This window comes from Pacificimonas pallii, assembly GCF_019204005.1.
In the GTDB taxonomy this organism is placed as follows: Bacteria; Pseudomonadota; Alphaproteobacteria; order Sphingomonadales; family Sphingomonadaceae; genus Pacificimonas; species Pacificimonas pallii.
Genome location: NZ_JAGSPA010000004.1, coordinates 141,972 through 164,423, shown reverse-complemented (window position 1 = coordinate 164,423; position 22,452 = coordinate 141,972). Strand labels below are relative to the sequence as shown.

20 protein-coding genes and 1 pseudogene are annotated in these 22,452 nt (G+C 62.6%); 13 read left to right on the top strand and 8 right to left on the bottom strand.

Annotation, left to right across the window (positions count from 1 at the left end):
* Nucleotides 1-20 precede the first annotated feature (20 nt).
* The 5 genes from hflK (at nucleotide 21) to KCG44_RS12615 (ending at nucleotide 5,537) form a co-directional block, all read left to right on the top strand.
* Nucleotides 21-1,094: a protease modulator HflK gene (gene hflK, locus KCG44_RS12635; RefSeq protein WP_218446471.1), complete on the top strand. Its 1,074-nt coding sequence runs from the start codon at nucleotides 21-23 to the stop codon at nucleotides 1,092-1,094.
* Nucleotides 1,094-1,933: a protease modulator HflC gene (hflC, locus tag KCG44_RS12630; protein WP_439651450.1), complete on the top strand. Its 840-nt coding sequence runs from the start codon at nucleotides 1,094-1,096 to the stop codon at nucleotides 1,931-1,933. Before hflK ends, hflC begins: the two co-directional genes overlap by 1 nt.
* Before the next feature lie 13 nt (nucleotides 1,934-1,946).
* Complete coding sequence (locus tag KCG44_RS12625) at nucleotides 1,947-2,135, top strand: DUF2065 domain-containing protein (protein ID WP_218446469.1); 189 nt, start codon at nucleotides 1,947-1,949, stop codon at nucleotides 2,133-2,135.
* Nucleotides 2,136-2,199: 64 nt separating this feature from the next.
* Nucleotides 2,200-3,780 carry a Do family serine endopeptidase gene (locus KCG44_RS12620; protein WP_218446468.1) on the top strand — a complete coding sequence of 527 codons (1,581 nt, stop codon included), beginning with the start codon at nucleotides 2,200-2,202 and terminating at the stop codon, nucleotides 3,778-3,780.
* A gap of 101 nt (nucleotides 3,781-3,881) precedes the next feature.
* Nucleotides 3,882-5,537, top strand: coding sequence for a helicase HerA-like domain-containing protein (locus tag KCG44_RS12615; protein ID WP_218446467.1), 1,656 nt, complete (start codon nucleotides 3,882-3,884; stop codon nucleotides 5,535-5,537).
* A gap of 221 nt (nucleotides 5,538-5,758) precedes the next feature.
* On the opposite strand, the gene KCG44_RS12610 is transcribed toward KCG44_RS12615, so the two are convergent.
* Genes KCG44_RS12610 through ileS form a run of 3 tightly spaced genes read right to left on the bottom strand, consistent with a single transcriptional unit; the run spans nucleotide 5,759 to nucleotide 9,583 of the window.
* The gene (locus KCG44_RS12610; protein ID WP_218446466.1) at nucleotides 5,759-6,202 is read right to left on the bottom strand and encodes a DUF3035 domain-containing protein; all 444 of its coding nucleotides are present in this window, start codon (nucleotides 6,200-6,202) and stop codon (nucleotides 5,759-5,761) included.
* Nucleotides 6,195-6,692, bottom strand: coding sequence for a signal peptidase II (gene lspA / locus KCG44_RS12605; protein ID WP_218446465.1), 498 nt, complete (start codon nucleotides 6,690-6,692; stop codon nucleotides 6,195-6,197). Before lspA ends, KCG44_RS12610 begins: the two co-directional genes overlap by 8 nt.
* Nucleotides 6,689-9,583 (bottom strand): isoleucine--tRNA ligase, encoded by a 2,895-nt coding sequence (gene ileS / locus KCG44_RS12600; protein ID WP_218446464.1) that lies wholly within the window; start codon nucleotides 9,581-9,583, stop codon nucleotides 6,689-6,691. The genes lspA and ileS overlap by 4 nt, the downstream gene beginning before the upstream one ends.
* 134 nt (nucleotides 9,584-9,717) lie before the next feature.
* Here ileS and KCG44_RS12595 point away from each other — a divergent pair, with 134 nt between their 5' ends.
* Complete coding sequence (locus KCG44_RS12595) at nucleotides 9,718-10,926, top strand: FAD-dependent oxidoreductase (RefSeq protein ID WP_218446463.1); 1,209 nt, start codon at nucleotides 9,718-9,720, stop codon at nucleotides 10,924-10,926.
* Nucleotides 10,927-10,954: 28 nt separating this feature from the next.
* Nucleotides 10,955-11,101, top strand: a pseudogene (locus KCG44_RS14605) (hypothetical protein); the annotation flags it as partial.
* A gap of 41 nt (nucleotides 11,102-11,142) precedes the next feature.
* Here KCG44_RS14605 and KCG44_RS12590 read toward each other — a convergent pair.
* Nucleotides 11,143-11,973: a class I SAM-dependent methyltransferase gene (locus KCG44_RS12590; RefSeq protein WP_218446462.1), complete on the bottom strand. Its 831-nt coding sequence runs from the start codon at nucleotides 11,971-11,973 to the stop codon at nucleotides 11,143-11,145.
* A gap of 40 nt (nucleotides 11,974-12,013) precedes the next feature.
* Between KCG44_RS12590 and KCG44_RS12585 the strand changes: the two genes are divergently transcribed.
* Complete coding sequence (locus KCG44_RS12585) at nucleotides 12,014-12,490, top strand: helix-turn-helix domain-containing protein (protein ID WP_369411986.1); 477 nt, start codon at nucleotides 12,014-12,016, stop codon at nucleotides 12,488-12,490.
* Here the strand turns inward: KCG44_RS12585 and KCG44_RS12580 are convergent.
* Together KCG44_RS12580 and KCG44_RS12575 are read right to left on the bottom strand one after the other, a co-directional pair.
* Nucleotides 12,487-13,038 (bottom strand): DUF924 family protein, encoded by a 552-nt coding sequence (locus KCG44_RS12580; protein ID WP_218446461.1) that lies wholly within the window; start codon nucleotides 13,036-13,038, stop codon nucleotides 12,487-12,489. The genes KCG44_RS12585 and KCG44_RS12580 overlap by 4 nt on opposite strands.
* Entirely contained in the window at nucleotides 13,020-13,745 is a 726-nt protein-coding gene (locus tag KCG44_RS12575) for a class I SAM-dependent methyltransferase (RefSeq protein ID WP_218446460.1), read from the bottom strand. Before KCG44_RS12575 ends, KCG44_RS12580 begins: the two co-directional genes overlap by 19 nt.
* Before the next feature lie 29 nt (nucleotides 13,746-13,774).
* On the opposite strand from KCG44_RS12575, the gene dapF reads away from it, so the two are divergent.
* The 4 genes from dapF to KCG44_RS12555 all read left to right on the top strand — a co-directional run bounded on the left by dapF (nucleotide 13,775) and on the right by KCG44_RS12555 (nucleotide 17,610).
* Nucleotides 13,775-14,578, top strand: a complete 804-nt coding sequence (gene dapF / locus KCG44_RS12570; RefSeq protein ID WP_218446459.1) for a diaminopimelate epimerase — start codon at nucleotides 13,775-13,777, stop codon at nucleotides 14,576-14,578.
* A gap of 17 nt (nucleotides 14,579-14,595) precedes the next feature.
* A complete protein-coding gene (gene mtaB / locus KCG44_RS12565; protein WP_255536579.1) occupies nucleotides 14,596-15,888 on the top strand; it encodes a tRNA (N(6)-L-threonylcarbamoyladenosine(37)-C(2))-methylthiotransferase MtaB in 1,293 nt (430 codons plus the stop codon).
* Complete coding sequence (gene ftsY, locus KCG44_RS12560; RefSeq protein ID WP_218446457.1) at nucleotides 15,881-16,855, top strand: signal recognition particle-docking protein FtsY; 975 nt, start codon at nucleotides 15,881-15,883, stop codon at nucleotides 16,853-16,855. Before mtaB ends, ftsY begins: the two co-directional genes overlap by 8 nt.
* Before the next feature lie 134 nt (nucleotides 16,856-16,989).
* The gene (locus KCG44_RS12555; protein ID WP_218446456.1) at nucleotides 16,990-17,610 is read left to right on the top strand and encodes a septation protein A; all 621 of its coding nucleotides are present in this window, start codon (nucleotides 16,990-16,992) and stop codon (nucleotides 17,608-17,610) included.
* A gap of 27 nt (nucleotides 17,611-17,637) precedes the next feature.
* Here KCG44_RS12555 and KCG44_RS12550 read toward each other — a convergent pair whose 3' ends face one another.
* Nucleotides 17,638-19,995, bottom strand: a complete 2,358-nt coding sequence (locus tag KCG44_RS12550) for a TonB-dependent receptor (protein ID WP_218446455.1) — start codon at nucleotides 19,993-19,995, stop codon at nucleotides 17,638-17,640.
* Nucleotides 19,996-20,108: 113 nt separating this feature from the next.
* Between KCG44_RS12550 and KCG44_RS12545 the strand changes: the two genes are divergently transcribed.
* The gene (locus KCG44_RS12545; protein WP_218446454.1) at nucleotides 20,109-20,723 is read left to right on the top strand and encodes a TetR/AcrR family transcriptional regulator; all 615 of its coding nucleotides are present in this window, start codon (nucleotides 20,109-20,111) and stop codon (nucleotides 20,721-20,723) included.
* A 10-nt stretch (nucleotides 20,724-20,733) separates the two neighbouring features.
* Here the strand turns inward: KCG44_RS12545 and KCG44_RS12540 are convergent, their stop codons facing one another.
* Nucleotides 20,734-22,356, bottom strand: a complete 1,623-nt coding sequence (locus KCG44_RS12540) for an FAD-dependent oxidoreductase (RefSeq protein WP_218446453.1) — start codon at nucleotides 22,354-22,356, stop codon at nucleotides 20,734-20,736.
* Nucleotides 22,357-22,452 lie beyond the last annotated feature (96 nt).

Sequence of the window (22,452 nt, the reverse complement as noted above, 5' to 3'; positions counted from 1 at the left end):
GTAAGGGCGGGTTAGTATATATGCCATGGGATAAGAACGAAGGCGGCGGCCCCTGGGGCAATGGCGGCGGGAAAGGTCCGCGCAATCCCTGGGGCCAGAGGCCATCAGGCGGCGATGACCAGAACAAGGGCGGCGGCGGTCGCGGCGGCAATCCCGACTTTGACGACTTTATCAAGCGCAGCCAGGAACGGCTGCGATCCGGCCTGCCCGGCGGCGGCGGCGGAAAAGGCGGCGGCGGGTCGGCCCGTGCCCTCCCGTGGAACTGGATCGTTGCAGCGCTGATCCTCATCTGGGTGGGCGCGACCAGCATCTACCGCGTCGAGCCGGATGAGCGCGGCGTCGAACAGATGTTCGGCCGCTATCTCAAGACCAATGGGCCCGGTACGCATATAAAATGGCCCTCGCCGGTGGTGACGGTCACCAAGCCGAAGGTGGAGCAGGTCTCGACCATCGCGATCGGATCGGACAATGCCAACGATCAGAACCTGATGCTGACCAGCGATCAGAATATCATCGATATCGCCTATCAGGTGCGGTGGAAGATCAAGGACCCTGAACTGTTCCTGTTCCAGATTGCCAATCCCGAAGGGACGATCCGCGAAACGGCCGAGAGCGCGATGCGTTCTGTCGTGGCGTCGGTGGAGCTGGATGCCGCCATAGGCCCGCAGCGTGAGCAGGTCGCGGCGGAAGTCCGTTCGCGCACACAGGCGCTTCTCGATGAATATCGTGCCGGCGTCGATGTGGTCGGTGTCGATATCCGTCAGGCCGACCCTCCCGCGGCCGTCGACGATGCGTTCAAGGACGTGAGTGCCGCGCAGCAGGACGCGGAAAGCCTGATCAACCAGGCGCGCGCCTATAATCAGCAGCTTATCGCTCAGGCGCAGGGTCAGTCCGCGGCGTTTGACGCTGTCTATGAACAATATCGCCTCGCACCGGACGTGACCCGCAAGCGCATGTATTACGAAACCATGGAACGTGTGCTTGGGAAGGTGGACAAGACCATTTTGGAGTCCGGCGGAAACGTCGTGCCCTATCTCCCCCTACCCGAATTGCAGAGGCGCGCCCGTAGCGCCGCGCCGAATGGAGGTGAATGATGAGCCTGAAAAACCCGATCATCCTGCTCGCCGCGCTGTTTCTGTTGCTGGTTCTCGTGGCGACCAGCTTCTTCACCGTCACGGAATCCCAACAGGCAATCGTGACACGCCTTGGTGAGCCGGTGCGCATCATCAACGCCTATGACGAGTCAGAAGTCTATGGCCGCACAGGTGCGGGCATCAATATGAAGATCCCGTTTCTTGAGGATGTCGTCTACATCGACAAGCGGGTGCAGGATCTGAACATGCAGCCGCAAACCGTGCTGAGCACGGACCAGCTGCGTGTCGTTGTCGACGCATTCGCCCGGTTTCGCATCACCGATCCGCTGCGCATGTATCAGGCGGTCGGAACAGAAGCGCGCGCTGCGGATGAGCTTGGGCAAATCCTGACGTCGCGGCTCAGGAACGAGCTTGGCCGCCAGACCTTCGCTGCCCTGCTCAGCCCGGAACGTGCCGACCTGATGCAGCAGATTCAGTCCGCGATCAGCAGTTCCGCCGCAAATTACGGCGCGGAGATCGTCGATGTGCGGATCAAGCGTGCCGACCTGCCGACGGGTCAGCCGCTTGAATCGGCGTTCACCCGCATGCGCACCGCGCGTGAGCAGGAGGCGCGGCGCATTCGCGCAGAAGGCGACCGCGAAGCGCGCGTCGTGCGCGCTGAGGCCGATGCGGAAGCCGCGCGTATCTATGCCGAGAGTTTTGGCCGGGATGAAGGATTCTATGAATTCTACCGGGCCATGCAGGCCTATGACGAAGCGTTCAAGGACGGCAATGCCAGCATGGTCCTGTCATCCGATAATGAATTCCTCGAGCAGTTTCAGGGGAACGTCCGGCGCTAGGGCGTAAGAGGCTGTGACGCTTGTCCTCGCCATCGGGCTTGCCATCGCGTTGGAGGGTGCAGCTTATGCGCTGTTCCCCGAGGCGATGAAACGAACGCTGGACATGATTTTCGCCGAAGGCGTTGATCGTGTGAGGATAATGGGTGCGGTCAGCTTTGCCATTGGCGCGGCGATCGTGCTCGCAACGCTCAATTTCTCTTGATGCGCGGCAGAATGGCGCGCAGATTCGAACGATAGACTGTCAAACGTCAGGAACGAAGCAAACGATGCCCACAATTCGCACCGCAGCTACCACCATCACCTCCTATGTCGCCGCCGGGCTGCTTTTCGGCAGCGCGGCGACGCTTGCCCTGCAGGCGTCCAGCAATGCGCAGGCCGAGGCCGAGCCGCAAAATGCCGTATCGGCTGTAGAACAGGTCATGCCGCCGGCCGGTGCGCCGATGAGTTTCGCCGACCTCGCCGCCCGGTTGCAACCGGCGGTCGTCAACATCTCGACGACACAGCAGGTCGAGGTCCGGCGGATGCCGTTCCCGCGCATCGGTCCGGGTTCGCCGCTCGACGAGATGTTCCGCCGGTTTCAGGATCGTGAAGAGGATGCGGAACCCGAAACGCGCGAGGCATCCTCGCTCGGTTCCGGCTTTATCATTTCGCCGGACGGCTATGTCGTCACCAACAATCACGTCGTCACCGCGCGCTCTGGCAATGATGCCGTTGAGAGCATTACCGTCACCCTGGGTGAGGACCGCGAATATGAGGCAAGGGTCGTTGGCCGCGATCCGCTGACGGACCTGGCACTACTCAAGGTCGACGGCAAGGACCTGCCCTACGTTCGCTTCGGACGCTCCGACAGCGTTCGTGTCGGCGACTGGGTTGTCGCCATCGGCAATCCCTTCGGCCTTGGCGGCACTGTGACCGCCGGAATCGTTTCCGCCCTGCACCGCGATATTCGCGCAGGCCAGTTTGACCGCTTCATCCAGACCGATGCCAGCATCAATCAGGGCAATTCAGGCGGTCCGATGTTCGACCTTGCCGGTAATGTCATCGGTATCAACACCGCGATCTTCTCGCCCACGGGCGGCAATGTGGGGATTGGTTTTGCCATTCCGGCAAGCCAGGCGCAGCCGGTCATCGACCAGCTCCGCAAAATGGGCCGCGTTCGCCGCGGCTATCTGGGCGTCTCGATCCAGCGTCTCGACGACGACCTTGCATCGGGCCTGGGCCTTGAAAGCGATGCCGGCGAAATCGTCGCTGGTGTGGAGCCGGGCGGCCCTGCCGACAAGGCGGGCATCAAGCAGGGCGATGTCATTGTAAAGGTCAACGGCCAGGACGTGACGGCACGCAATAATCTGAGCTTCCTCGTCTCGAACAGCGCAATTGGCAGCCGGGTTCCGATCGAGCTGATCCGCAGCGGCAAGCGAAAGAAGCTGACCGCCACGCTGGCGGAGCGCCCGTCCGAGAACCAGATTGGCGCGAACGCCAATGGCGATCCTGATGTGGAGGCCGACGATTCCGCGCCCGGCGCGGAAAGCGCGCGCAAATCACTCGGCATTTCGCTCGCCGACCTGACACCGGAGATTCGCCAGCAACTGCGCCTTTCCGACGATATTGAAGGCGTCGTCGTCGCAGGTGTCGACCGCCGCAGCGATGCTGCGCGCAAGGGCATTGGCCGGGGCTCCATCATCATCTCCATAAACGACCAGACGACACGAACACCGGCAGAAGCGGCCGCGGCCGTGGCCTCCGCGCGTGAAAGCGGCAGAAACACCGTCGCCATCCTCGTCAAGCGACGGGGTGACAATGCGCCCATCTTCATCGGCGTCGAGATGATGGCGCAGGACAAGGAATAGGCCGCGCACTACCCTTGTCAAATGGCGTAATCCTGACATTGCGTTGACAGGCGCCGGTTCCTACAACCGGCGCCTGTTACAGGTTCAGGGATAGTGTCATCATGGCGGGCAGCGACAGCATCATCATCGGCAAGGGCCATGAGAGCCTTCAGAAAATGCTGCTCGGCCGCGTCAACCGTCATGGCCTGATCGCGGGCGCGACCGGCACCGGCAAGACGGTCACACTACAGATCCTGACCGAAGGTTTTGCCAGGGCGGGCGTCCCCACCTTCCTGTCGGATGTAAAGGGCGACCTGTCCGGCCTTGCGATGCCCGGAACCACATCGTTCAAGCATCACGACAAGCTGATTGAGCGGGCCCGTGAAATCGGCCTCGATAATTACACATATGAGCCGATGCCCGTCACGTTCTGGGACCTGTTCGGCGAGCAGGGCCATCCGGTACGGGCCACGATCAGCGAGATGGGACCGCTGCTGCTTTCGCGTCTAATGAACCTGAACGACACGCAGGAGGGGGTGCTCACCATCGCCTTCCGCATCGCCGATGAAGAGAAAATGCTACTCCTTGACCTCAAGGATCTGCGGTCGATGCTGACGTGGCTTGGCGACAATGCCAGCGAGGTGAAGACCAGATATGGCAATGTGTCCAAGGCGTCCATCGGCGCGATCCAGCGCCGCCTGTTGCAGCTTGAGGAGCAGGGCGGCGACAGTTTCTTCGGCGAGCCCGCGCTCGATATTGCGGATTTCCTGCGTACTGCGGATGATGGCCGCGGCATTGTGAATATCCTCGCCGCCGACAGGCTGATGAACAGCCCGCGCCTTTATGGCACATTCCTGCTGTGGCTGCTCAGCGAACTGTTCGAGATGCTCCCCGAAGTCGGCGATCCCGATAAGCCCAGGCTCGTCTTCTTCTTCGACGAAGCCCATTTGCTGTTCGATGAGGCCCCCAAAGCGCTTATCGACAAGATCGAGCAGGTCGTGCGGCTGATCCGCTCCAAGGGTGTCGGCGTCTTTTTCATCACACAGAACCCGGCCGACGTGCCCGACGAGGTGTCGGGCCAGCTCGCTCACCGCGTCCAGCATGCGCTGCGCGCCTTCACACCCAAAGAGCAGAAGGCCATCCGCGCCGTCGCCGACACATTCCGCCCAAACGAGAGCATCGACGTGCGCAAGGAAGTGACGGAGCTTGGTACCGGCTGGGCGCTGACCTCCGTCCTTACCGAAGACGGCGCACCCACGCCCGTCGAGCGCACCATGGTCCGCCCGCCGTCAAGCCGCCTTGGCCCGCTGACCGATGCCGAGCGCACCGCCGTCATCGCATCGAGCACTGTCGGCGCGAAGTACAGGGACACGGTCGACCGCGAGAGTGCCTATGAACTCCTCGCCGCGCGCGCTGCCGATGCCGCCGAAGCGGACGCGCTGGAAAAGGCGGAAGCCGAAGCCGCGGCCAGCCGCAAGCCAGGGCGCAAGGCCAAATCAGGCGGCCTTGGCGGCCTTTTCGGCGGCGGTATCATTGGCGGCATCATCGCGAAAGTCACCGGCAATCTGGTGGCGAAGCAGGCCAGCGATTTCGGTGCACGCATGGCTGGTCAGGACACGTCCCGTCGTCAGTCGGGCACACGCGCCGCCGTGGGCACAGTCGGCAGCGAACTCGGTGCCGAGATCGGCCGCGCGCTTGGCGGCAGGACCGGCGCCAGGATCGGCCGCGGCGTTCTTGGCAGCTTCAGCCGCACCATGGCGAAGAATCTCAAGCTTTAGCGTCGCGCGAGTCCTGAACATTCGTCATTCCGGCAAAGGCCGGGGTGACGGATCAGGGAAATCATAACCGGGAAGAGCGTCCTGACGCCCTTTTCTCCTCCCTTTCGGGAAGGGTGAGCGAGCGCAGCGAGACAGGGGATGGGCGATCCCCATTCGCACGGCCCAACCCCGCACTCCCCTTCGCGCCGTGTCGCCCTTCCCGAAAGGGGAGGGAAAAAGCGTCAGCCCCCGACGGTCGCTGCTGCGATCGCGGCATCCTGCGTCGCGGCCGGCGCAGCGATGATGTCGCGTGTCTGCGCGCCCTTGTTCACTGTCATCGTTTCCGGATCGCCCGCCGTGGAACGCGCGCTTGCGTCGGGCTTCGACGCGCCGGCATCCTCCAGCATCAGCGTCTCCGACTGGCTTTTCGCTGGCGGGCGCACACCCGGGCCGAACAGGGCCTCCATGGCCTGCGTCTGCGCATCCGCGCTCAGCGCGCGCGGCGCACCGGGGCGCGGCGGCTCCAGGTTGAAATCTGGCGGGACCACCAGCGGCGCATTGCGGCTGATGGCAAGCTCGTCCGGGGCATCCCGATTGCCAAGATTCAGCAGGCCGCCACCGCCGCCGCATGCCGACAGGGCGAGGGCCGCACTGAGCAGGCTTCCGATTGCAATCAATTTACGCATGTTCTTCTTCCTTTTTCGCGTGCGCGTCTTTTCCAAAGAATGCGCGCAGCAAGAGCAGACCCACCCCTATCGAAATTGCCGCGTCCGCGACATTGAAAACGTAAAAACTCCATTCGGCCACATAAAAGTGGACGAAATCGATGACATAGCCCAGTCGCACCCGGTCGATAATATTGCCGATGGCACCGCCCAGGATCAGTGACATGGCGAACAGATCGGCGCGGTCGCGTTCTGAATTGATCCACCAGATGACCGCAGCCGATATTCCCGCGGTCAGCACCACAAGCAGCCAGCGCGAGATATCGCTGCCGCCGGCATCAAGCAGGCCCATCGCGACGCCCCGGTTTTCCACCCATGTCAGGTTGAGCGACGGTATCAGCGGAATGCTGCCAAGACGTTCAAGCTCGATGACCGATACCATCAGCCATTTCGTCAACTGGTCCAGCAGCAGCACGATACCGGCGATCACATAGGCAAGCGTGCGCGTCATGGTTTCACCACGTCCCGGCACCGCCCGCACAGCTGCGTCCCGGTATCCACATCCGGTGTATGCCGCCAGCAGCGGGCACACTTCTCCAATTCGGTAGGATCCACTCTCACCCATGCCCCGTCATACGCGGGCGCGGCTTCCGCTCCCCCGATGGCATCGGCACGCACATCGACCCGGCTGACGATCGCCAGTTCGGCAAAATCGACGCTTTTCACATCGCCCAGCGCCTCGGCGTCGGACAGCACCAGGGCCACGTCGGCCTCGTTCGAAGACCGGATGGTCTTTTCGCGGCGCAGGGGCTCAATGGCCTCGGTGACGACCCCGCGCAGCGCGCGCAGGCGTTCCCACTTTACCGCAAGCGCCTCATCCGCCCAGGCCGCATCGATCTCCGGCCATTCCTTCAGATGCACACTGTCATCGTCACTCGGGAAGCGGCTCTGCCAGACTTCTTCCGCCGTGAACGCCAGGATCGGCGCGGCGTAGCGCACCAGGGCGTGGAACAGCGTGTCCATCACCGAAAGGCATGCAAGCCGCTTCGGATCGTCCAGCGCGTCGCAATATAGCGAATCCTTGCGCACATCGAAATAGAAACTCGACAGGTCCGCGCCGGCAAACTGCTCCAGCGTGACGAGGTAAGAGGTCCAGTCATACGCCTCTGCCGCCGCACGCAGCTTCGTATCCACCTCGGTCAGCCTGTGCAGCGCCCAGCGTTCCAGTTCCGGCATCCGATCGGCGGGCATGACGTCCGGCGTGGTATCGCCCAGCGCGCCCAGCAAATAGCGGAACGTGTTCCTCAATTTGCGATACCGGTCGGCAATGCCCGTGATGATCTCGTCGCCGATGCGGTGATCCTCGGTATAATCCACCGCCGCGACCCACATGCGCAGGATATCCGCGCCCTGCGCATCGATGATCTTCTTGGGATCTGTCGTATTGCCAAGCGACTTCGACTGCTTCCGCCCGTTCTTGTCCAGCGTCATGCCATGCGTCAGCAGCGCCTTGTACGGCGCATGTCCGCGCGTCGCACAGCTTTCCAGCAGCGAGGACTGAAACCATCCGCGATGCTGGTCCGACCCTTCCAGATACAGGTCGGCAGGCGAGGACAGGTCCGGCCATTTCCCGGATTCCAGCACGAACGCATGCGTCGTCCCACTGTCGAACCAGACGTCCAGAATGTCCGTCACCGGCGTATAGTCAGCGGCCTTATAGGCATCGCCCAGCAGCGCCTGATGATCGGCCGCGAACCATGCATCCGCGCCGCCCTCACGCACGGCTGCAACGATGCGCGCATTGACCGCGTCATCCTGCAGGAACGCGCCGCTTTCCTTATGGACGTACAGGGTCAGCGGGACGCCCCATGCGCGCTGACGTGACAGCACCCAGTCCGGCCGTCCTTCAACCATGGATTTCAGGCGCTTGTGACCGCGCTCCGGCACGAAGCGGGTCTTGTCGATTTCCGCAAGCGCGATCTCGCGGAGGGAGCGCGTGTCAGGGCCTGCATCGCCATCCGCACCAGCCTCCGCGTCCATGCGCACGAACCATTGCGGCGTACAGCGATAGATCAGTTTCGCCTTTGACCGCCATGAATGCGGATAGGAGTGCGTGTAATCCGCCGTCGCCGCCAACAGTCCGCCCGCGCCGCTCAGCGCGGAACAGACGGGCCCGTCGACCGCGTTGACCTTATAGACGTGATGGCCGCCCACGACCGGCCAGTCGGTGTGATAGACCCCTGCCTCGTCGACGACGAACATCGGATCGATACCATGTTCCTTGCACAGCCGGAAATCATCCTCGCCGTGATCGGGCGCCAGGTGTACCAGCCCCGTGCCGCTTTCGGTGGTCACGAACTCGCCCGGCAGGAACGGGCGCGGTTCCGCATAGAAACCGCCAAGCTCATGCAGCGGGTGGCGCGCGACGGCGCCTTCCAGCGCGGTGCCCTTGATCAGGATCGGAGGCGGGACGTCCGCGATCTTTCCGAACAGCAGGTCTTCAAGCGACGGCGGGTCGCCATCTTCATTGCGGGGAAATACCTCCGCCCTCTTCAGAAACGCGCCCACAAGGGGCTCGGCAACGATGTAGCGACAGTCTTCCTTGCCGATGACAAGATAATCGAACGCTTCTCCATAAGCGATCGCCCGGTTTACCGGGATCGTCCACGGCGTCGTCGTCCAGATCACCGCTTTCGCGCCGACCAGTTCCGGCACCTCGGGAAATTCGCTGATCTCGAAAACCACGTCGATCTGCGTACTGGTCACATCCTGATATTCGACCTCGGCCTCGGCAAGCGCCGTCTGTTCGACCGGCGACCACATTACGGGCTTCGCGCCCTGGTACAGGCGGCCCGACCCGGCAACTTTCAGAAACTCTTCGACGATGACCGCTTCGGCCTCGTAATCCATGGTCAGATAGGGCTGGTCCCACGTTCCCATGATCCCCAGGCGCTGGAACTGCGCGGACTGCACGTCGACCCATTTCTGCGCGAACTCGCGGCACTCGCGGCGGAATTCGATGGGGTCCACCTCGCGCTTGTCGCGCTTCTTCTTGCGATACTGCTCCTCGATCTTCCATTCGATGGGCAGGCCGTGACAGTCCCAGCCGGGCGTGTACGGCGCATCGAACCCGCGCAGCGTCGCCATGCGGACGGCGATGTCCTTCAGCGTCTTGTTGAGCGCATGACCGATATGGATATCGCCATTCGCATAAGGCGGCCCGTCATGCAGGATCCAGGTTGCCCGCCCCCTGCGCGCGGCGCGCAGCCGCTCATAGACCTTGGTATTTCTCCAGCGGTCCAGAATTCCCGGTTCCTTCTGCGCCAGCCCCGCTTTCATGGGAAAGTTGGTCTTTGGCAGGAACACGGTGTCGCGATAGTCGGGCGGTGTAGCGTCAGTCATAGACGCAGGCGTCTAGCGGCGCGAGCGCCAGGTTGGAAGCTCTTGCTTGTGTCCTCACAATTGTCAGAACACAATCTGGCTACGCTTTACTATCCGCTGGTCGCGATGGCGCCCTAGCGCTAACCGGCGGGCGCATGAGTATAAAGCTCGATATCGCGGTCGCGGGATGCGGCATTTCTGGCATGGGCGCAGCACTGCTGCTCGCCCGCGAAGGCCACCGTATCACCATTTTTGAGCGGTTCGATCAGGCCCGCCCTGTCGGCTCCGGCCTGATGCTGCAGCCGACTGGCCTTGCCGTCCTCAATCATATGGGCCTGCGCGGTGCTATCCACGCCAGCGGCGCGCCTATTACTCGCATATTGGGTAGGACAGCCGACAAAAGACGCCTCGTCCTCGACGTCAATTATAGTGCGTTGAAAAACGGCAGTGGCGTTGCGGTCCACCGCCCCGTGCTTTTCAACGCCCTGTTCACGGCGGCGCAGGTCGCCGGTGCGCAGATTCAACCCGGCCACACGATCGCTGGCACTGAACTCGTATCCGGCGGAAAACGCCGTCTGACCTTCGCGAACTGTCAGCCTTCCGCCGCCTTCGACCTCGTCATCGACAGCCTTGGCGCCTTCTCTCCGCTGCGGCCGGTCGCGCCCGAACCACTCGACTTCGGCGCCTTATGGACGACGGTTCCGTGGGAAGAGGCGGACGGCTTCACGTCCGACTGGCTGGAACAGCGCTATCGCGGCGCGCGGCAGATGGTGGGTATCCTGCCGTGCGGCGACACGCTTGAGGGGCGGAACAGCGCAACATTCTTCTGGAGCCTGCGCGGCGCCGACCTGCCCGCATGGAACGCGCAGCCTTTCGAGGCTTGGAAGGCTGAGGCCACCGCACTTTGGCCGCGTATGGCACCGCTGCTCGCACGAATCACCAACCGCGAGATGCTCACTTTCGCCCGCTACGCCCATGCCACCACATGGGCACCCGCAGCGCCCGCATTTGTTCATATTGGTGACAGCTATCACGCCACCAGTCCGCAGTTGGGCCAGGGCGCAAATTTCGGTCTGATCGACGCGGCAACGCTGGCGCACAGCATCGAACAAACGCCAACCCTGCCGGACGCGCTTATCCAATACACTCGCGCCCGCCGCCTGCACATCGCACTTTATCAGACGCTCAGCTATCTGTTCACGCCTGCTTATCAGTCGGACAAGGCGTGGCCCGCCTTCATCCGCGATCATGTGCTGTCGAACTTACTGAACGTCTGGCCCGCTCAGCCTTTCATGGCCGCGCTGGTTTCAGGGGTGCTGTGCGGCCCCTTGGGCAAGATCGGCTTGCGCGGCTTGGTGCGCTAAACCTGGCAGCCATCATCCAGGTCCGTTTATCCCAGCTGCAATCGATGGCCAGGTTCGCCAGGCCGATCGTGCGCTATGGTTTGGCAAGGATGATGATTTCGATGCGCTGATCTGTCAGCGGTTCGGCGATTTACACGCGGAACTGGCCAAAGAGGTTCCCGGTGCGTGGCTGGGCACGCGCGAGGGGGTGCTGGCGGCGATCATCGTGCTGGACCGTTATGCCCGTGCCGTGACGGACCAGCAGGCCATATTCGCCCGCGCGACGTCGCCGTCAACAAACGGTTCAAAGGCGGCCCCGACCGCAGTGAGCACATCGCGGCGTAGGTCTTCGTCCAGGTCCGGCAGCAGCGGTCCCAGAACACCGAGGCGTGTATAGTAATTTTCAAGCTGGCGTGCGGGAAAGGCGAGCGCTTCGTCGACCGGAACGCATTCAACGCCGTGCCACCCGGCTTTGCGTAAAAGCCCGACCACGAAATCGCGGTCCGCAAAAGCAAACTGTCCCGGCGCATTCGGAACATAGGCGGGGATGTTGGGGACAAGCGGTGCCGCCGCGCGTGCCGCCGTGGTCATGAATGGGTTTTCGTCCGGATCGCGCCATGCGCAGAAATGCAGCGATCCGTGCGCGGCCATCGCATCTCGCAAATGCCGGAACGCCGAAACGAAATCTTCAAAGAACATGACACCAAAGCGTGATACCATCATGTCGAATTTCTGGCCGCCGAAAGCATGCGTTCCGGCATCGCCAATCCTGAATTCAGCATTGCTGCCCGCGGCAAGCGCACGTTGCCGTGCCGCCGCGATCATCGGCTCGGATATATCTATGCCGACGCATTGCATCGCTCCGTCCCATGCACGTTCGATTGCCACTGTGGTCCCGCCCGTTCCGCAGCCAATATCGAGCACGCGGGCCGGGCGCTCGATCATGGTGCGCTCGACAATGATGTCCAGAAACGGCGAGAGTACGCCGTCCATCAGATCCTGCATCGCCACCCAGGCCTTGCCTGCCCGGCCATTCCACTGACCGGCGGCATTGTTCTGTTTCGTCATGAATTCACTCCAGTGATTGCCGTTTTGCGATTGGGCATGCATGATGCCACTTAAAGTCGACTTGAGGTCAAGACGAAAATTCATGGATATTTCGGAAGTGTCCCGCCGCGCGGGCGTCCCGGCATCGACGCTACGCTATTATGAGAGTGTCGGACTGATTAGATCGGCGGGGCGGCACGGACTGCGGCGTCAGTTTTCACCAGCTGTCCTCGAACGTCTCGCTCTTATCACCCTGGGACAAGCCTCGGGATTTTCATTGGGCGAGATCCGCGACATGTTCTCAGAATCGGACGATCTAACTCTTGATCGAACGCGACTATTGCAAAAGGCGGAGGAGCTGGAGATCAGGGTTGCCCGCCTGAATGCGATGCGCGACGGGTTGCTCCACGCAGCCGCGTGCCCCGCGCCGCGCCATCTCGACTGTCCCACATTTCGCCGACTTATGACGGTCGCTGCTCGTATCGGACGAAGGAACGGACCGGATCGAGGGTTCGCCGCGGCGGGATCAGGCGATTAAAATCCGCCGCCATCATCCAGATAGGCCTGCTCCGGAGCGCTGTTCTCACGCCCCAGCGCGGCATTGCGACCGGGAAAGCGCCCGAATTCCAGAATGACATCCCGGTGTTTCCGCGCAAATTCGGCGGGCTGCTTCAGCTTGGCGGCATCGTAAAGTTCGACAGCCCGGTTCTGTATATCGATATGCTCGCCGTGCATGAAAGGCATGTAGAGAAACTGTTTTTCATCATCCGCGTACGTCCCGTCCCAGCCGCGATCGATGGCCAGGTTCGCCAGGCTGAGCGCATCGGCGTCCTGCGCATAGGACCGGCCATCGCCGCGAAACAGGTTCCGGCTGAACTGGTCCAGCACGATGATCGCCGCCAGCACCCCCTCGCGCGTGCCCAGCCAGGCACCCGGAACCTCTTTGGCCAGTTCCGCATGTAAATCGCCGAACCGCTGACGGATCAGCGCATCGAAATCATCATCCTTGCCGAACCATAGCGCGCGGTCCGCCTCCTCGAACCAGAAGGCGAGGACGTCCTCGGGCGCTAACGCGGATTCTGGCATGGTCTGATATCCTGCGGCGCTGGTCGGGGGTTCTTCGCCCGGAAAATGGCGACATAGGCCGAGCCGTCCTTGAGCGGGGCCTGCGCCACCTGCACGAAACCAAGGGCGCTCACTTCGCATTCCAGCAGTTCCGGCGGCGTACCGTGCTGGCTGGTGATGCGGTCATCGTCGACGATGGCGATCGTCGCGCCCGGCTTCAGGCTCTCACGCAAATGCCACAGCAGCGCGTAAGGATTCTCGATCTCGTGATACATGTGCACCAGCAGCGCGTGATCCAGACTTTCCTTTGGCAATTTGGGGTCGAATGGCGTGCCGAGCACTGCCTCCACATTCGCAAAACCATTGGCGCTCGCCCGGACGCTCAGATCCTCGACGACGTCGCCGAAAATGTCCTGCGCGTAAACAAGACCCTCCGGGCCAACCGCTTCAGCGAGCCGTTGCATGTAAAAGCCGCGTCCGGCGCCAATATCCGCGACGGTTTCGCCCGGCTCGACACCCAGCACGCTCAGCACGGTCTCCGCTTCGCCGGTGCCTTCGCGCGCTTCCTCATCGGAATATTGATTCGAAATGATGGCGGATACCGGCCGCTCGACGGGCGGGAACGGTGTGATATCGGCTTCAGGCTCTTCAGGCGGGCCGTCACAGGCCGAAAGCAGGGTCAGGCACGCAGCGATCAAACAGAAAGGCGCAAGTCTGATATTGGACATGGGGAGATACTAAACCTACATCGCGGACGATGACACGCTCCTTTGTCAAAATGCACGGCCTTGGCAATGATTTCGTCATTTTCGATGCCCGAAGCGAGCCGCTCACGCTGTCACGCGCGCAGGTGCGCGCGCTGTGCGACCGGCGCACCGGCATCGGATGCGACCAGTTGTTCGTCATGGAACCCAGCGAAACCGCCGATGTCTTCATGCGCATCTGGAACGCCGATGGCGGCGAGGTCGGGGCCTGCGGCAATGGCGCGCGCTGCATCGCCAGGCTGGTCAACGACAGCGGCCGCGACGTCAGTATCGAAACCGTCGCGGGCATATTGACCGGCAACGCGGCGAAGGATGTCGTCTCGGTCGATATGGGCATACCCGGCCTGGACTGGGATCAGATCCCGCTGGCCTACGCGATGGACACCGCCGAATTGCCGGTCGGCTGGGAAGACCTGCAGAACCCCGGTGCCGTGAACATGGGCAATCCGCACGTCGTTTTCTTCGTTCCGGACGCCAATGCTGCCGACCTCGCCCGCCTTGGCCCTCTGATCGAAACCGATCCGCTGTTCCCGGAACGCGTCAATGTCGGCATCGCGCAGGTCAATGCGCGCGATGACATCACCCTGCGCGTTTGGGAGCGCGGTGCGGGCCTGACGCGCGCCTGCGGAACAGGTGCCTGCGCCGCCGCCATCGCCGCCATGCGCCGCAACCTCGCGGACCGCACCGTCACGGTCCACCTGCCGGGCGGCGACCTCAGGGTCGAATGGCGCGCCGACGACCATGTGATGATGACCGGCGATGCCAACATCGCCTTTACCGGCGAGGTCGACCTGTGAGCGCGCAGATCGTCAATATGGGCTGCCGCCTCAATATCCATGAGGGCGAAATCATCCGCCAGCATATCGCCGGGCAGGACGATCTTGTCGTCGTCAACAGCTGCGCCGTCACGAACGAGGCGGTGCGCTCCACCCGCCAGACCCTCCGCCGCCTGCGCCGCGAACGTCCGGACGCGACCATCGCCGTCACCGGCTGCGCCGCCCAGATCGACCCGGCCAGCTTTGCGGACATGCCAGAGGTCGACCGCGTCATCGGCAATGCCGACAAGCTGACGCCGGAAGCCTGGCGGCGTGAAGGGCGCGCGCGACGGGGCGACCAGATTTCCGACATCATGTCTGTCACCGAAACCGCGCCGCACCTCGTCGCCGCGATGGGCGCCAATACGCGCGGTTTTGTCGAAGTGCAGAATGGCTGCGATCATCGCTGCACCTTTTGCATCATTCCCTATGGCCGCGGAAATTCGCGCAGCGTCCCCGCCGGCCGTGTCATCGAACGCGTGCGGGCGCTGGTCCAGGGCGGCCACCGCGAAGTCGTCCTGACCGGCGTCGACCTCACGAGCTATGGCCCCGACCTCCCCGGCAGTCCAACGCTCGGCAGCCTGATCGCGCGCATCCTGAAGCACGTGCCCACGCTCGAGCGCCTGCGCATCTCCTCCATCGATTCGATCGAAGCGGATCAGGCCCTCGTCGACCTGATAGTGAGCGAACCCCGCATCATGCCGCATCTGCACCTCAGCCTGCAGGCGGGCGACGACATGATTCTGAAGCGCATGAAGCGCCGACATGACCGCGATCAGGCCATTCGCTTCGTCGATACCATCAAATCCCGCCGCCCGGACATCGCCATCGGCGCGGACATCATCGCGGGCTTTCCCACGGAAACCGACGCGATGTTTGAAAACAGTCTGAGACTGGTGGACGACTGCGACATCGTCTTTGGCCATATCTTCCCCTATTCCGCCCGGAGCGGCACCCCCGCCGCGCGCATGCCGCAGGTACCGATGCCAATCCGCAAAGCGCGCGCAAAGGCCCTGCGTGCGGCGTGCGCGGCAAGACGGGATCGCTGGTTCGACACGCTGGTGGGAACGGAGCAGGCGGTGCTGGCGGAGCGCGGCGGACAGGGGCATACGGATCATTTCGCACCTGTGCGGCTGACGAGTTCCTGCGAACCGGGCGAGATCATTTCTGCCAGGATCACTGGCCATGAAGCGGGCCGATTGCTAGCAGACACCGCAACTTATCCCGCCGCCTCGCTTGAGGCAGGGGAACTGAATGGCGCGCGCATCATGTCGAAAACTACCCATGTCTGACACCGCCCCCCCCACCCCGAAAACATCCTGGCTCGGCCGCCTGAAATCCGGCCTCGGTCTCTCGTCGAGCAAACTCAGCGAGAATCTGGCCGTCCTCACCAAACGCCCGCTCGACGACGACATGCTGGAGGAGATTGAGGACGCGCTCATTGCCAGCGACCTTGGCCCCGCCATGGCCGCGCGCATCACCGCGAAACTCGCAGCCGAAAAATACGACCGGCAGGTCACCGACATGGATATCAAGCTGCTGGTCGCGGACGAGGTCGAGGCGGTCATGACGAAGGTCGCAAGGCCGCTCGACATCACCGCTTTCCCGCGTCCGCACACGATTCTGGTCGTTGGCGTCAATGGCAGCGGCAAGACGACCACCATCGCCAAGCTTGCGCACCTCTATCAGGAACAGGATTACCGCGTGATGCTTGCCGCGGGCGACACGTTTCGCGCCGCCGCCATCGAACAGCTGAAGGTCTGGGGCGACCGGCTGAATATCGATGTGATCCACAAGGATGTCGGCGGCGACGCGGCCAGTCTTGCCTATGATGCGCTGACGCAGGCGTGGGAACTTGGCTCCGACGTGCTCATCATCGATACGGCGGGCCGCCTGCAAAACAAGCAGGGCCTGATGGACGAACTCGCCAAGATCAAACGCGTTTTGAAACGCCGCATGGAATCCGCGCCGCACGACGTTCTCCTTGTCCTCGACGCCACGACCGGCCAAAATGCCCTGACCCAGATCGACGTGTTCAAGGAAGTCGCGGGCGTCACCGGCCTCGCCATGACCAAGCTGGACGGCACCGCGCGCGGCGGCGTGCTGGTCGCGGCCGCGGAACGCAGCGGCCTTCCCGTACATGCCATCGGCGTCGGCGAAAAACTGGGCGACCTGCGCCCCTTCGACCCGCGCGCCTTCGCTGAAGCGCTAGCCGGGATTGCGCCAACCGACGCGAAACACCAACCCCCAGCATCCTGAGCGCAGTCGAAGGACGCACCTAGGCTGCTGCAATACCATCGTGCGTCCCTTGACGTCGCTCGGGATGAGAAGATCAGGAAAGCTGCATCAACTGCCCCCTTCCCGCCTCCCTCATCCCCCGGTAAGGCCGCGTCATGACCAATCCCCCGCTTCCCGACCCCGCCGCGCCCGCGCGCGCAGAGCTATCCCCCACCGTTCGCTTCATCATCGATTTCGGCCCGCTGCTGATCTTCTTTGCAGTGAACAGCCTCGCGCCCGGTGACGATATCGACCAGGCGGTCTGGGCGACGGGCGCGTTCATGATCGCCATCGTCATCACCATGGCATACAGCTTCTGGAAGACCCGCCGCGTCACCCCGATCCAGATCGTGACCGGTGTCATCGTCGCGGTGTTTGGCGGACTTACCATCTATCTGCACGATGAAACCTTCATCCAGCTGAAGCCGACCATCGTCTACGCGCTGTTCGCGGGCATTTTGCTCACCGGGCTGCTGACGGGCAAACCCCTCCTGAAAATGGTCCTGGAAAGCGGTTTTCCGGACATGACGGAGCGCGGCTGGAACCTGATGACGCGCAACTGGGCGCTGTTCTTCCTGGCCCTTGCCATTCTGAATGAAATCGTGCGCCACCAGTTCACGTTCGACCAGTGGGTGCAGTTCAAGGTCTGGGGCGTTACCGCCCTCAGCTTCATCATGGCCCTCGCGCAGGCACCTATCCTGATGAAGCATTCGGAAGGCGGCGAGGCTGAAAATTAGCCTCCGCCGCCTGCCAAAAAGTAGGACCTAGAACCCGATCTGGGCGCTGACGAAGACGCGGCGCGGGTCACCGTAAAAGCCCGTCAGCGTGCCTTCGCGGCCCAGGGTCCGCGTGACGGGGCCGCCGATGGGCGCACTGACGAAATTGTAACCGGCGACGACATAACGCTTGTCGAACAGGTTCTTGCCATACAGGCCGATGCGCAGGCGGTCGTCATCCGCGGTCCAGCTGATGCTGGCATCCACCAGCGCGAAACCGTCCTGATCGAGGAAACGGTTCGGCGTCTCGAACTGGCTGGCATCGCTGCGGAAGCTGATCTGGGAACCGATGGCCAGCTCACCCTCGCCGTAAAGGCTCATCGGCAGACCAAGGTCGATGCGCGCGCTTGCGGTCACATCCGGCGTATTCTGGAACACGCGCTGATCGGCGACATCATTGCCCGACGCATCGATGAACTCGTCATATTCCGCATCCAGAATACCGAGCGACCAGCCGAAATCGAGGCGGCTGCCACCGCCCGCGAAATCGCGGCCAACCTTCGCCGTACCTTCGAATTCCAGGCCCTTGATGGTCGCGGCACCGGCGTTCGTCGTGACGCCGACAAAGGTCTCGTTGATACCGTCATTATTCGCATCGACGCCGATCGATCCCGGAATCTGCACATCGGTATAGTCGGCGATGAACGCGGCCAGGCTGAAGTTCAGCCGGTTGTCGAGCAGTGACGCCTTCCAGCCAAGCTCATAGCTGTCGACCTTTTCAGGGGCGAAGCGGAGGAATGCGAACTGGTCATCGCCGTCAATGTCGCCATCACCGTCGATATCGGGGGCAAGCGTCGTCTGTCCGCGCGGATCGAATCCGCCGCCCTTGAAGCCCTTGGAATAGGTCGCGTAGACATTATGATCCGGGGTCGGCGTCCAGCTGACCGAAGCGCGCGGGGTAAACTCCTTGAAGGTTTCCGAGCCGTCGAAATCGGACGTCGTCGCGATCGGTACGCCCGGACCGTCAAAAGCATCCGAAAGCCCGCCGATAAATGTGCGTCTCAGGACCGTCGACGACCTTTTGTCATTCGTGTAGCGACCGCCAACCGACACGCTGAACTGATCCGAAATGTCATAGGTGAAGTCGCCGAAGACCGACCAGGTCTTCGTACTGACGTCGCCCGCCGTCTGTGCGTTCAGGCCGGGCAGGCCCACAATATCCCCCGTCGTCGCCAGCAACACGTCGAAAACCGTGACAGCATTCGCGTCGAGATAATAGAATCCGAGCAGGCCGGCGAGATTGCCGTCGTCGTAGAGAAGCTGGAATTCCTCGGAAAACTGGTCATTCTCATAAATCGCGGGCACGTCCAGATCCGCGGCGGGCAGGCTGTCAAAGTCGATGGGCGTCGTCGAACTGTCCTCGCGATAGGCGAGGATGTTCTTGATCTTCAGCGTGTCGGAAACCTCCAGTTCCACGGACAGCGCGCCGCCATAGGCTTCGACCTCCTGATCCGGCGCGGACAGGCCCGACCGCGTATCATAGACATTGTCCAGGACCGGCGCGCCCGACAACAGACCCGGCAGGAAACGATGCCCCTGACGCGGGTCGCTATTGTCCTTCACATAGTCGCCGGACAGGCGGATGAAAATGGTATCGGCGGGCTCGATCTCCAGCGTCCCGCGCGCCGCCCACACGTCCTTATTATAGTTCTCGACGCCATCCTGAACCAGATTGTCGCCAAAGCCGCCGCGGCTCAGGCGCGCGACCGAACCGCCGATACGCACGGCATCGCCAATCGGCGTCGATGCCGTCAGAACAGCTTCCGCCTGATCGTAACTACCAAAAGTCCCGCGCAGTTTGACGCTGGTATCGCCCGGCAGGCGTGCGGTGACATATTTGATCGCGCCGCCAATGGTATTGCGCCCATAAAGCGTGCCCTGCGGTCCGCGCAGCACTTCGATGCGCTCGACATCGTAAACATCGAGGACGGATGCCTGCGGCCGGTTCAGGTAGACGTCATCGACATAGACACCGACGCCCTGTTCAAATCCGGCGACGGGATCCTGCTGGCCGACACCGCGCATGAAGGCGGTGAGTGTGGTGTTGGTGCCGCGCGACACTTCCAGCGTCACGTTCGGCACGGACTGCGCCACCTCGGTGATTTCCAATACCCCCTGCTTTTCAAGCATGTCGCCTGACAGGGAGGTGATTGAAATCGGCACATCGATCAGCCGCTCGTCACGGCGCCGCGCGGAGACGATGATCACATCGTCCTCATCCTCGGCCGATATGCCGTCATCGGGTGCGCCCGCCCCGGCATCCTGCGCGGCGGCGGGCATGGCGAGTGCAAGGGCCGTCACGGAAACGGCAAGGCGGAAAGCAGTAGAGCGAGTGGGCATGTGCATGATCGATAATCCCCAATGGTTGACCGCATGAATGCGTCATCAAAAGCGCATTAGTGAAAGTTGAACCATCTTTCAACTTTCACTAATGCACATACTCGCTAAAGGGACAGGTCATGGGCGAAACGGGTAAGATGATGGTGCGCAGACCGCGCACGGCACGCGGCGAGCGGACGCGCCGAACGCTGCTCGACGCCGCGGCGCTGGAATTCGGAACACTAGGCTTTCAGGGCGCATCGATCAGCGGCATCACGCGCCGCGCAGGCACAGCGCTTGGCAGTTTCTATACCTATTTCGAATCAAAGGACGAGATCTTCCGCGCGCTCGTCAACGACATGTCGGCACAGGTGCGGGGCACGATCGGGCCAAAGATCCTTGCCGCGCCCGACCGTCTGACAGGCGAATTGGCCGGCCTTACCGCCTTCATCGAATTCGTACGTGAACATCAGGAACTGTACCGCATCGTCGACGAGGCTGAATTTGTCGATCAGGACAGCTACCGCGGCCACTACCGCCGCACGGTCGATGGCTATCTGACCAGCCTGACCGAGGCGGCCGAACGCGGCGAGGTGCGCAGCGACATCAGTGAAGTCCACGCCTGGGCGATCGTCGGCATGAACGTTTTTCTCGGCCTTCGCTACGGCGTCTGGTCGGACGAGGAGGCGCCCGCGGATGTGGCGGCGCAGGCCTTCGCGCTTCTGAGAGACGGCCTGAAACCACAGTCCGGTTGATCTGCGGCGGTCATGGGGCGTCGCCGCCGTTCACATGCGCCCAGACATGGGAGATGACGACCGAGCCTTCACCGACACCGGAGGCGACCCGCTTTATCGACCCCTTGCGAACGTCTCCCACGGCGAAAATCCCGGGCATCGAAGTCGCGAACGGAGTGTCCTGGCCAGCATCTTCGCCCGTCAGGACAAAGCCCCTCTCATCAACGTCAATCAGGTCCGCGATCCAGTTCGTGTTCGGTGCCGCGCCAATCATCACGAAGACACCGCCGACAGGCTTGCGTTCGACATCGCCCGTCTGCCGATTGCGGATGTCGACCGCGTCCAGCACGCCATCGCCGTACAGGCTGGACAGTTCCGCATGCGGATGGACGGTGATGTCAGGGTCGGCGTACAGCCGGTTCGACAGGTAGGAGGACATGGAATCGGCCAGGCCCTCGCCGCGAACAAGCACATGTACATGGCTGGCCACCCGGGACAGGAACATGGCGGCCTGACCGGCGCTGTTGCCGCCGCCCACGATGACCACTTCGCTATTGCGGCAATAGCGGGCCTCGATCTCGGTCGCGGCGTAATAAATTCCCGCCCCCTCGAAGTCCTTGAACCGCTCGATGGGAAGGCGGCGATACTGGACGCCCGATGCCACGACCACGGTGCGGGCATTGACCGTTTCGCCGTCATCGAGGGTCAGGCAATATCCCGCGTCACACGGCGCGACGGTGGTCACGCGGCGCGGCATGATGAAACGCGTTCCCAGCCGCATGGCCTGGATCTCCCCGCGCCAGCAGAGATCGGCACCGCTAATGCCGGTGGGAAAACCCATATAGTTTTCGATGCGCGATGAGGACCCGGCCTGACCGCCGATCACCTGATCCTCGATCACCAGCGCGGAAAGCCCCTCCGCCCCGGCATAGACGGCGGCGGCGATACCCGCAGGCCCTCCCCCGACGATCACGGTGTCGAAATGCTCCGCGCAGGACAATGACAGGTCGAGCCCCAGCAGTCTGGCAATCGCACGTGGGTTCGGGTCGTCGACCGCCTCCGCTCCAAACAGAACCGCAGGCCGATCCAGCGGCAGCCCCGCCGACCGCAGAAGGGCGTCCGCCTGCGACGTGCCAAGGTCAAGGCGCGTGACAGGAACGCGGTTCCGGTCGGCGAAGGCGGCGATGCGGCGAATGGCGCGGTCGTCATCGCCGCCAACGAGCGTCAGCGAGCTCTTCTCGTCTTCGAAAACCCGTCTGCGGCGCCCGGCGAATACCGTCACCACACTGTCCGACAATTCCGGAATTCTCGCCATCAGGTCCAGCATCTCCTGCCGCGGGACCACCAGCGTGTCGGTATCGAGCGCCGCACGCATGCACATCGTCCAGCTGCCACCGTTCAGAAAGGCGATCTCGCCGATATACTGACCGGGACCCAGAGTATGCGGCAAGGTTCGCTCACCCGTCGAGACATCGACAACCTCGATCTCGCCGTCGTCGATGAAGACAAACTCATCCATCGGGTCGCCCGGCCGCACGATGATGGTACCCGCCGGATATCTGCGCGATGCGGCGATCTTGCGGATCGCGCGAACATGCGCCTCCGCAAGCGGCTGGCGCGGCGTGGTATTCAGATCGATTGCAAGCTGTTCCATGCCGTCGGCGCTCCCATGGTCGGTACGTCGGAACCACCTAACCGGAAAATCCGGATTGCACATCCGGGACGATGGTTTAGCCGATCTTAACTACGG

What these genes read in the sequence shown, in the direction of transcription:
- dapF (WP_218446459.1), top strand. Translation starts at nt 13,775, where the DNA reads ATGACACGCTCCTTTGTCAAAATGCACGGCCTTGGCAATGATTTCGTC.
- KCG44_RS12540 (WP_218446453.1), bottom strand. Translation starts at nt 22,356, where the DNA reads ATGGAACAGCTTGCAATCGATCTGAATACCACGCCGCGCCAGCCGCTT.
- KCG44_RS12590 (WP_218446462.1), bottom strand. Translation starts at nt 11,973, where the DNA reads ATGACGAAACAGAACAATGCCGCCGGTCAGTGGAATGGCCGGGCAGGC.
- mtaB (WP_255536579.1), top strand. Translation starts at nt 14,596, where the DNA reads ATGGGCTGCCGCCTCAATATCCATGAGGGCGAAATCATCCGCCAGCAT.
- KCG44_RS12595 (WP_218446463.1), top strand. Translation starts at nt 9,718, where the DNA reads ATGAGTATAAAGCTCGATATCGCGGTCGCGGGATGCGGCATTTCTGGC.
- KCG44_RS12555 (WP_218446456.1), top strand. Translation starts at nt 16,990, where the DNA reads ATGACCAATCCCCCGCTTCCCGACCCCGCCGCGCCCGCGCGCGCAGAG.
- KCG44_RS12580 (WP_218446461.1), bottom strand. Translation starts at nt 13,038, where the DNA reads ATGCCAGAATCCGCGTTAGCGCCCGAGGACGTCCTCGCCTTCTGGTTC.
- KCG44_RS12585 (WP_369411986.1), top strand. Translation starts at nt 12,014, where the DNA reads ATGATGCCACTTAAAGTCGACTTGAGGTCAAGACGAAAATTCATGGAT.
- KCG44_RS12550 (WP_218446455.1), bottom strand. Translation starts at nt 19,995, where the DNA reads ATGCACATGCCCACTCGCTCTACTGCTTTCCGCCTTGCCGTTTCCGTG.
- hflC (WP_439651450.1), top strand. Translation starts at nt 1,094, where the DNA reads ATGAGCCTGAAAAACCCGATCATCCTGCTCGCCGCGCTGTTTCTGTTG.
- KCG44_RS12575 (WP_218446460.1), bottom strand. Translation starts at nt 13,745, where the DNA reads ATGTCCAATATCAGACTTGCGCCTTTCTGTTTGATCGCTGCGTGCCTG.
- KCG44_RS12620 (WP_218446468.1), top strand. Translation starts at nt 2,200, where the DNA reads ATGCCCACAATTCGCACCGCAGCTACCACCATCACCTCCTATGTCGCC.
- KCG44_RS12610 (WP_218446466.1), bottom strand. Translation starts at nt 6,202, where the DNA reads ATGCGTAAATTGATTGCAATCGGAAGCCTGCTCAGTGCGGCCCTCGCC.
- lspA (WP_218446465.1), bottom strand. Translation starts at nt 6,692, where the DNA reads ATGACGCGCACGCTTGCCTATGTGATCGCCGGTATCGTGCTGCTGCTG.
- hflK (WP_218446471.1), top strand. Translation starts at nt 21, where the DNA reads ATGCCATGGGATAAGAACGAAGGCGGCGGCCCCTGGGGCAATGGCGGC.
- KCG44_RS12615 (WP_218446467.1), top strand. Translation starts at nt 3,882, where the DNA reads ATGGCGGGCAGCGACAGCATCATCATCGGCAAGGGCCATGAGAGCCTT.
- ftsY (WP_218446457.1), top strand. Translation starts at nt 15,881, where the DNA reads ATGTCTGACACCGCCCCCCCCACCCCGAAAACATCCTGGCTCGGCCGC.
- KCG44_RS12545 (WP_218446454.1), top strand. Translation starts at nt 20,109, where the DNA reads ATGGGCGAAACGGGTAAGATGATGGTGCGCAGACCGCGCACGGCACGC.
- ileS (WP_218446464.1), bottom strand. Translation starts at nt 9,583, where the DNA reads ATGACTGACGCTACACCGCCCGACTATCGCGACACCGTGTTCCTGCCA.